The organism is Thioalkalivibrio sp. ALgr3 (assembly GCF_000377325.1).
In the GTDB taxonomy this organism is placed as follows: Bacteria; Pseudomonadota; Gammaproteobacteria; order Ectothiorhodospirales; family Ectothiorhodospiraceae; genus Thioalkalivibrio.
Genome location: NZ_KB897983.1, coordinates 26610 through 35000, shown reverse-complemented (window position 1 = coordinate 35000; position 8391 = coordinate 26610). Strand labels below are relative to the sequence as shown.

Annotated in this window: 8 protein-coding genes and 2 rRNA genes (1 of these 10 cut by a window edge); 6 read left to right on the top strand and 4 right to left on the bottom strand. The window is 63.6% G+C overall.

Features of this window, described 5'->3' with window-relative positions:
- The 3 genes from C998_RS0109475 to C998_RS0109465 form a co-directional block, all read left to right on the top strand.
- Window positions 1-1848 (top strand): 23S ribosomal RNA (locus C998_RS0109475) (it extends 1031 nt beyond the left edge of the window).
- A gap of 87 nt (window positions 1849-1935) precedes the next feature.
- Window positions 1936-2051 (top strand): 5S ribosomal RNA (rrf, locus tag C998_RS0109470).
- Between the two features lie 98 nt (window positions 2052-2149).
- On the top strand, window positions 2150-2356 hold the full coding sequence (locus tag C998_RS0109465) for a hypothetical protein (RefSeq protein WP_018870626.1): 207 nt from the start codon (window positions 2150-2152) through the stop codon (window positions 2354-2356).
- 25 nt (window positions 2357-2381) lie between these two features.
- Here the strand turns inward: C998_RS0109465 and C998_RS0109460 are convergent, their stop codons facing one another.
- Genes C998_RS0109460 through dapA form a run of 3 tightly spaced genes read right to left on the bottom strand, consistent with a single transcriptional unit; the run spans window position 2382 to window position 5232 of the window.
- Complete coding sequence (locus tag C998_RS0109460) at window positions 2382-3143, bottom strand: MBL fold metallo-hydrolase (RefSeq protein WP_026279559.1); 762 nt, start codon at window positions 3141-3143, stop codon at window positions 2382-2384.
- A 24-nt stretch (window positions 3144-3167) separates the two neighbouring features.
- Window positions 3168-4346: an outer membrane protein assembly factor BamC gene (gene bamC, locus C998_RS0109455; RefSeq protein ID WP_018870624.1), complete on the bottom strand. Its 1179-nt coding sequence runs from the start codon at window positions 4344-4346 to the stop codon at window positions 3168-3170.
- A 7-nt stretch (window positions 4347-4353) separates the two neighbouring features.
- Window positions 4354-5232 (bottom strand): 4-hydroxy-tetrahydrodipicolinate synthase, encoded by an 879-nt coding sequence (gene dapA / locus C998_RS0109450; protein WP_018870623.1) that lies wholly within the window; start codon window positions 5230-5232, stop codon window positions 4354-4356.
- A gap of 170 nt (window positions 5233-5402) precedes the next feature.
- Here dapA and C998_RS0109445 point away from each other — a divergent pair, with 170 nt between their 5' ends.
- Genes C998_RS0109445 through C998_RS0109435 form a run of 3 tightly spaced genes read left to right on the top strand, consistent with a single transcriptional unit; the run spans window position 5403 to window position 7929 of the window.
- Window positions 5403-5957, top strand: a complete 555-nt coding sequence (locus C998_RS0109445) for a glycine cleavage system protein R (RefSeq protein ID WP_018870622.1) — start codon at window positions 5403-5405, stop codon at window positions 5955-5957.
- A 32-nt stretch (window positions 5958-5989) separates the two neighbouring features.
- On the top strand, window positions 5990-6463 hold the full coding sequence (locus C998_RS0109440) for a peroxiredoxin (RefSeq protein ID WP_018870621.1): 474 nt from the start codon (window positions 5990-5992) through the stop codon (window positions 6461-6463).
- A 44-nt stretch (window positions 6464-6507) separates the two neighbouring features.
- On the top strand, window positions 6508-7929 hold the full coding sequence (locus tag C998_RS0109435; protein ID WP_018870620.1) for a PhoH family protein: 1422 nt from the start codon (window positions 6508-6510) through the stop codon (window positions 7927-7929).
- A gap of 37 nt (window positions 7930-7966) precedes the next feature.
- Here C998_RS0109435 and queD read toward each other — a convergent pair whose 3' ends face one another.
- Window positions 7967-8350: a 6-carboxytetrahydropterin synthase QueD gene (gene queD / locus C998_RS0109430; protein ID WP_018870619.1), complete on the bottom strand. Its 384-nt coding sequence runs from the start codon at window positions 8348-8350 to the stop codon at window positions 7967-7969.
- Window positions 8351-8391 lie beyond the last annotated feature (41 nt).

The window sequence follows — 8391 nt, the reverse complement described above, 5'->3', positions numbered from 1 at the left end:
ACAGCCAGGAGGTTGGCTTAGAAGCAGCCATCCTTTAAAGAAAGCGTAATAGCTCACTGGTCGAGTCGGCCTGCGCGGAAGATTTAACGGGGCTAAAGCCATGTACCGAAGCTGCGGACCTGCTTTGCAGGTGGTAGAGGAGCGTTCTGTAAGCCTGCGAAGGTGTGTCGAGAGGCATGCTGGAGGTATCAGAAGTGCGAATGCTGACATGAGTAACGATAAGATGGGTGAAAAACCCATCCGCCGAAAGCCCAAGGTTTCCTGCGCAACGTTAATCGGCGCAGGGTTAGTCGGCCCCTAAGGCGAGGCAGAAATGCGTAGTCGATGGGAAACAGGTTAATATTCCTGTACCTCGCGTTAATGCGATGGGGGGACGGAGAAGGCTAAGTGATCCGGCTGTTGGTGCCCGGTTCAAGCATGTAGGGAGTACTCCTAGGCAAATCCGGGGGTACATATCCTGAGATGTGATGACGAGCTCCCAAGGGAGCGAAGTCACTGATGCCCTGCTTCCAGGAAAAGCCTCTAAGCTTCAGTTAACGTGAGACCGTACTCCAAACCGACACAGGTGGGCAGGGTGAGAATCCCAAGGCGCTTGAGGAAACTCGGGTGAAGGAACTAGGCAAAATGGTACCGTAACTTCGGGAGAAGGTACGCCTCGGATGGTGACGGGACTCGCTCCCCGAGCTGTTCGAGGTCGCAGAGACCAGGCCGCTGCGACTGTTTACTAAAAACACAGCACTCTGCTAACTCGAAAGAGGACGTATAGGGTGTGACGCCTGCCCGGTGCCGGAAGGTTAATTGATGGGGTTAGCTTCGGCGAAGCCCTTGATCGAAGCCCCGGTAAACGGCGGCCGTAACTATAACGGTCCTAAGGTAGCGAAATTCCTTGTCGGGTAAGTTCCGACCTGCACGAATGGCGTAACGATGGCGGCGCTGTCTCCACCCGAGACTCAGTGAAATTGAAATCGCAGTGAAGATGCTGTGTACCCGCGGCCAGACGGAAAGACCCCGTGAACCTTTACTACAGCTTCACACTGAACTTTGAGCTTGTTTGTGTAGGATAGGTGGGAGGCTTTGAAACCGGGACGCCAGTCTCGGTGGAGCCATCCTTGAAATACCACCCTTGCAAGTTTGGAGTTCTAACTCAGGCCCGTTATCCGGGTCGAGGACCGTGTGTGGTGGGTAGTTTGACTGGGGCGGTCTCCTCCCAAAGAGTAACGGAGGAGTGCGAAGGTACCCTCAGCGCGGTCGGAAATCGCGCGACGAGTGCAAAGGCATAAGGGTGCTTGACTGCGAGACAGACACGTCGAGCAGGTGCGAAAGCAGGTCTTAGTGATCCGGTGGTTCTGTATGGAAGGGCCATCGCTCAACGGATAAAAGGTACTCCGGGGATAACAGGCTGATACTGCCCAAGAGTCCATATCGACGGCAGTGTTTGGCACCTCGATGTCGGCTCATCACATCCTGGGGCTGAAGCAGGTCCCAAGGGTATGGCTGTTCGCCATTTAAAGTGGTACGCGAGCTGGGTTTAGAACGTCGTGAGACAGTTCGGTCCCTATCTGCCGTGGGCGTCGGAGATTTGACAGGATCTGTCCCTAGTACGAGAGGACCGGGATGGACGCACCTCTGGTGTTCCGGTTGTCACGCCAGTGGCATTGCCGGGTAGCTAAGTGCGGAAGGGATAACCGCTGAAAGCATCTAAGCGGGAAACCCACCTGGAGATGAGATCTCCCTGGAGCTTCGAGCTCCCTGAAGGGCCGTTGAAGACGACAACGTTGATAGGCTGGGTGTGGAAGCGCGGTAACGCGTGAAGCTAACCAGTACTAATTGCCCGTGCGGCTTGACCATATAACACCCAAATGGTTGTTGGTCTCTTCTGACACATCACCTAGTTGCATTCCGAATTTGGACAGTGAGCGCTGTCCAGCCAGTTTGCCTGGCGGCTATAGCGAGCAGGAACCACCCGATCCCATCCCGAACTCGGAAGTGAAACTGCTCTGCGCCGATGGTAGTTAGGGGCCTCCCCTCGTGAGAGTAGGTCACCGCCAGGCATTTACACCGAAAGCCCGATTCCTCTTGCGAGGGGTCGGGCTTTTTTTATGCCTGATTGTGTGCCCGTGTGACGCCGGACGATCGGCGGGAGGTGGCTGTGGCGAACAAGCGGACGGATGGTGGCCTGGTGGTCGTGGGCCTGGTGCTTATTGCCGTGGGGGCGTATGCGCTGCTGGGGCAGCAGGTCCATTTCTCGCCGATCGCCCCCCGTGAGGATGGCGGGTTTGGCGGGTGGTTCGCGACCGTGGTGGGCGTTGTGATGATCCTTGGCGGGCTGTATTTCCTGCGCGAATCGCGGAAGTAGCCATCGGCAGCCACGGGGCGGCTCCCTAGAGCTCGCGCCAGCTGAACCCTTCTTCCTGGGTGGCGAGTTCCATTTCGGCCGCGGCCGCGCCGACGCCCTCTGCAAGCGCTTTCCGGGCGTGATCGGGATGGTTGTTGTCGGTCGACAGATGCATCCCGATCAGCGAGCGCAGCTTTCGGTTATCGGCCCGTCGGAGCAGGTCACGCGCCGCGTGATTGGGGAGGTGGCCCCATCCTCCGCGAATGCGCTCCTTGAGACGCTCGGGGTACGGGCCGGCCTGGAGCATATCCGGTTCGTGGTTGCATTCGAGCAGGAGTCCGTCGACGCGGGCGGCGATCTCGACCATGTGGGTCGTGACATGACCGGCGTCGGTCATTAGTGCCAGCTCGCGGTCACCATCGGACAACGTGAACTGTGTGGGTTCCCGTGAGTCATGCGGGACGGTGAACGGAATCACCCGCAGGTCGCGGATCTCGATCGGCGAGTCGCTGGTGATTTCCCGGGTGCTGGCGAAGCGATTGTCGCGGGCGGCACGAAGGGTGCCGTGGGAAGCGTATACGGGGATTCCGTGGCGTCGGGAGAACGCCCCGGCAGCCCCGATATGGTCACCGTGCTCGTGCGTGATCAGGAGCGCGTCCAGCTTGTCCGGCTGCAGGCCGGCGCGCGCGAGTCGACGTTCGGCCTCCTGCGCGGAGAAGCCGCAGTCGATCATGATGCAGGTGTGGCGGGCCCGCACGACCAGTGCGTTCCCGCCGCTTCCGCTTCCAAGAGAACAGTATTGCAGCATGCCGACAGCGCCGGTGCTCGGTGATCAGCGGCGAAAGCCTTCCTCGATCCGTTCGAGGAGGAATCGGGTGTCGTCCTCGTCCAGCGGTTCGCCCTCGATGTCCCGTGCACGCAGGAGGGACTGGCCGTTGTCCGCGGAGAGTTCGAGCCGGTAGCGCGTGTCTGCGCGGCGGTCACCGCGACCGAACAGGCGGCTGAAGAAGCCTCCTTCGTCTTCGTCGGCGCTGTCGGGGCGATAGGTGACTTCGTGCACGCCGCTGCGGCGGTCGCGTTCGTCGACGAGGAGGCCGGAACGGTCGAGACGCGTGCCGAGGTGCCGCCATACCTGGTCCGTTTCGCTGTCAAAGCGAAGAACCAGTTCGTCGCCGACATTCTCGATGCGAGCGCCCGGCACCCGCTGGACCTCGGATTCGTCGGCGCGCTGACCGCCTTCGCCGGGGTCGCCGGTGAGCAGGAACAGGCGCAGACGATTGAGCATTTCCGCCTCCAGTTCCGGATCGGAGGGGCGGGAAACCCAGAGGAAGCGTTCTTCGCCCACGGGCTGTTCTTCGGCCCCGCGATGGGTGATGTAGACTGCGGTGCGACCGTCGTCCTCGCGTTCGACGCGCAGGCGGTACCGGTCACGGGTGTTCGAATCGTAGAGACCGCCAATGGTCCGGGCGATGAAACCGCGGGTGCCGCTGAACGGGATACCGGCGCGGTCTTCGGCCCACTGGGTTTCCATGATGCCAACTTCCGGTTCGTTGCGTTCCAGCGGCAGGTTCTGGCTGTCCCAGAACGCGGCCAGGCGATTCCACAGGTCGTCCGGGTCGGTATCGACCGTCAGCCAGCGCGTATCGCCGTCACGCCAGATCTGTACATCGCTGTCTTCGGGGAGGACCTGGACCTCGCCGGCTCGCGGCGCCAGGGCGCCCGTTCCGCCGGGTGTGCCGGTCTGTCGGGTATCGGGCTGCTGCATCTCGCGGGCGCTGACGCGTTCTCCCGGCGCGTCGGGGACGCGGTAGCCGTCGCGGCTGTCGGGGGCACTGAGTTCGGGCGGAACCTCAAGGTCAGGGGCCTGACGGGATTCCTGATATACCGGGCCACGGTCATCGGTACCGGCGCAGCCGGCGGTACCCAGTGCGAGGGCGACGGCCAGCGGCAGCGCCGCGGGCAGGTAAGCGCGTACGGTCGTACGAGCGGAAAAGGACGAAAAACGGGTCATGAACGGTTCATACCTCGATGCCGGCCTGGCGCATGGCGTCCAGAACCGGGGCGTGAAACGGAGCTGAAAGCGGTGTCAGCGGGAGGCGGATGCCTTCTTCCATCATGCCCATCTGCTGAAGTGCCCATTTGACCGGGATCGGGTTGGCCTCCAGGAACAGGGCCGAGTGCAGCCCGTCCAGCTGGCGGTTGATCTCGCGGGCTCGTTCGGCATCGCCTTCGCGCACTGCCCGGCACATCTCCGACATCAGACGCGGCGCGACGTTCGCCGTGACCGAGATGACGCCGTGGCCGCCGGCCAGCATGAAGGCAAGTCCGTTGGCATCCTCGCCGCTGAACAGGTCCAGGCGGCTGCCGACGCGTTCGACCAGCTCGGCGGTGCGCTCGTTGCTTCCGGTGGCTTCCTTGATGCCCACGATGTTGGGCACCCCGGCCAGGCGTTCGACCGTTTCGGGCAGGATGTCGACCGCCGTCCGGCCGGGCACGTTGTACAGGATCTGCGGGATGTCCACCGCCTCGGCGATGGCCTTGTGATGCAGATACAGGCCTTCCTGGGTGGGCTTGTTGTAGTAGGGGGCGACCAGCAGGCAGGCATCGGCACCGGCTTCCTTCGCGCACCGGGTCAGGGCGATGGCCTCGCGGGTGGAGTTGGCTCCGGTTCCGGCAATGACCGGGAGCCGGCCATCGATGGTGCGCACGACGTGCGCGATGGCCTCGCAGTGTTCGTCGAAATCGAGGGTGGCCGATTCGCCGGTGGTGCCCACGGCGACGATGGCGTCGGTACCCGACTCGACATGGAATTCCAGCAGCCGATCCAGCGCTGGCCAGTCCAGGCTGCCATCGGCGTGCATCGGGGTCGCGAGCGCGACCATGCTGCCTTGAAACATCGCCCCCTCCAGGACAAGTAATGGTGCAGTCTAACGGGGGACTGACAGGGCATTCAAGAAAGCGCCGCGTTGGCCTGTACCCGGGGAGGTGATATGTTCCGGCATCATGATCCACGCGATGCGCCATTGCCGTTCGCCATCCAGCTCGCCGGTTGCAGGAGGCCGGGCCCGTGGCTGAGGTCGTCGGGGCCGGTACGCACACCGAACTGGTGCTGAGCCTGCTGGGGCCGGACCGGCCGGGCCTGGTGACCCAGGTGACCCAGCACGTCGCCGAATCCGGTTGCAATCTGGAAGCCAGCCGCATGGTGGTGCTTTCCGGCTACGCCTGCATGGCGGTGACCGCCAGCGGAAACTGGAAGACCCTGGCGACCCTGGAAGGGCGGCTGGAACGTCTGGAACGCGAGAGCGGGCTGGTGGTGACCGCGCGTCGCGGGCCGCTGGAGGAGGCCGGAGAGGCCGCCATGGCCTATGCCGTGGACGTCATCGCCCTGGATGCCCCGGGGCTCCTGCACGGCCTGGCGAACTTCTTCGCCACGCGAGGCGTCAACCTGCGGGATGTACAAAGTCGCGTCTACACGGCGCAGCAGACGGGCGCCCGCATGTTCGCGGCGAACATCGTGATCGACATCCCGGCCGCGCAGCATCTGGCGACGCTGCGGGGCGAATTCATGGACTTCTGCGACGAACTCAATCTCGACGGGGTGCTGGAGCCGATCAAGGCCTGAATGCCGCCCCGTCCCCGACCGGAGACACGAGAATGACGGTTGCGATCGATCAGCCCGTACCTGCCGATATCCGCCTGCCGGCCACCGGCGACCGGGAGCTGGCGCTGGAGGATTTCCGCGGGCGCATGGTGGTCCTGTATTTCTACCCCAAGGACAACACGCCGGGGTGTACCAACGAGAGCCGTGACTTTGCCGAGCGTCTGGCCGATTTCGAGGCAGCGGGGGCGGTGATCCTCGGGTGCTCGCGCGACAGCGTGAAGAGCCACGAGAATTTCCGCAGCAAGCAGGAGCTGCCGTTCGACCTGCTCAGCGATGCGGACGAGCGCCTGTGCGAGGCCTTCGACGTCATTGGCATGAAGAACATGTACGGCAAGCAGGTGCGCGGCATCGAGCGCTCCACGTTCCTGATCGACGCGGACGGCGTGCTGCGCCGGGAATGGCGCAAGGTGAAAGTCCCCGGCCACGTGGACGAGGTGCTCGCCGCGGTGCGTGAACTCTCGGGCTGACATCGAGCGCGTTTCTGCCCCTGCCCCTGCGCCCCGGAGGCCCGATGATCGAAGACCGCGAACCCGGCCGTCATCTGTTCGTGCTGGACACCAACGTCCTGATGCACGACCCCACCGCGCTGTTCCGTTTCAAGGAACACGACATCTTCCTGCCGATGGTGGTCCTGGAAGAGCTGGACCGGGGCAAGAAGGGGGTCTCCGAGGTGGCGCGCAACGTGCGTCAGGTGAGCCGGTTCATCGACGAGCTGATGACCGGGGCCACCCACGAAGCGATTGTCGCCGGGCTGTCGCTGACCGCGACGTCGCTGGAGGACTCGGATCTCGGCGGCCATGGCCGGCTGTTTTTCCAGACCCGCAGCCTGAATTCGCACTTGCCCGAGTCGCTGCCGGGCTCTTCGGCCGACAACGACATTCTCAGCACCGCACGGGCGCTGGAAGAGGAGCTCCCGGATGTTCGGGTGACCCTGGTGTCCAAGGACATCAACCTGCGCATCAAGGCCGCGGTGATCGGCCTGCATGCGGAGGACTACCACAACGACCAGGTGCTGGATGACGTTTCGCTGCTGTACTCGGGGATGCAGGAGCTGCCCGGCGACTTCTGGGACACCCACGGCGCGGCGATGGATTCCTGGCAGGAGGCCGGCCGGACCTATTACCGGGTGAAGGGGCCACTGGTTGCGGAATGGCATCCCAACCAGTTCGTCTATCGCGAGGGCGAGCAGCCCCTGAGTGCCATCGTGCTGGAGGTGGATCGGCCGGCCGAGAGCGCCGTGATCGAGCTGGTGGACGATTACATGAATCCCCGGCACACGGTCTGGGGCATCAATGCCCGCAACCGCGAGCAGAACCTGGCGCTCAATCTGCTGATGGATCCGGAGGTCGATTTCGTCTCGCTGGTGGGAGCGGCGGGGACGGGGAAGACCCTGCTGACCCTGGCGGCCGGCCTGGCGCAGACGCTCGAGGACGGGACCTACAAGGAAATCATCATGACCCGGGTGACGGTGCCGGTGGGCGAGGACATCGGCTTCCTGCCGGGTACCGAAGAGGAGAAGATGACCCCCTGGATGGGGGCCCTGATGGACAATCTCGAGGTCCTCGGCGGCAACACCGAAGGGGCCGGGGAATGGGGCCGGGCGGCCAGCGGGGACATCCTGACCAGCCGCATCAAGATTCGCTCGCTCAACTTCATGCGCGGGCGTACCTTCCTCAGCCGCTACATCATCCTGGACGAGGCGCAGAACCTCACCAGCAAGCAGATGAAGACGCTGATCACCCGTGCCGGGCCGGGGACCAAGATCGTCGCGCTCGGCAACATCGCGCAGATCGACACCCCGTATCTCACCGAGACCACCTCGGGGCTGACCTATGTGGTGGACCGCTTCCGTGAATGGACGCACAGCGGACACATCACGCTCACCCGCGGCGAGCGCTCGCGGCTGGCGGATTACGCTTCCAACCACCTGTAGGTGGCGCAGGGGTTGCTGGAGCGAGCCGGGTGTCTGGCTAGCCGTCCTCGCTGTAGCGCACGCAGGCGCGGTCGGTCTCCCACAGGGTCAGGGCGCTGACGCGCAGCCCGGGGCGGTTCAGGCGTTCCGCCATCTCGCGGAAGAACCAGCGGGCGATGTTCTCCGCGGTGGGATTGACCGTGTCGAACGGCGGCACGTCGTTGAGGTAACGATGGTCCAGCTGCCCGGCGATCTCGCGTGCGGCATTCTTGACCACCTTGAAATCCACCGCCATCCCGGTGTCGTCCAGGGTTTCGGCCTCCACCTCGGCTTCCACCTTCCAGTTGTGGCCGTGCATGTTCGCGCACTGCCCCGGATAATCGCGCAGGGTGTGCGCGGAGGCGAAGTCGGTCAGGACGCGCAGGGTATAGCGGGCACTCATGTTCGGATTCCGGAAGCGGTCGGCCGGCGGGCCGGGAGATG

Excerpts from the sequence above, each read along its gene's own strand:
- C998_RS0109460 (WP_026279559.1), bottom strand. The coding sequence starts at position 3,143 with ATGCTGCAATACTGTTCTCTTGGAAGCGGAAGCGGCGGGAACGCACTG.
- bamC (WP_018870624.1), bottom strand. The coding sequence starts at position 4,346 with ATGACCCGTTTTTCGTCCTTTTCCGCTCGTACGACCGTACGCGCTTAC.
- dapA (WP_018870623.1), bottom strand. The coding sequence starts at position 5,232 with ATGTTTCAAGGCAGCATGGTCGCGCTCGCGACCCCGATGCACGCCGAT.
- C998_RS0109440 (WP_018870621.1), top strand. The coding sequence starts at position 5,990 with ATGACGGTTGCGATCGATCAGCCCGTACCTGCCGATATCCGCCTGCCG.
- C998_RS0109435 (WP_018870620.1), top strand. The coding sequence starts at position 6,508 with ATGATCGAAGACCGCGAACCCGGCCGTCATCTGTTCGTGCTGGACACC.
- queD (WP_018870619.1), bottom strand. The coding sequence starts at position 8,350 with ATGAGTGCCCGCTATACCCTGCGCGTCCTGACCGACTTCGCCTCCGCG.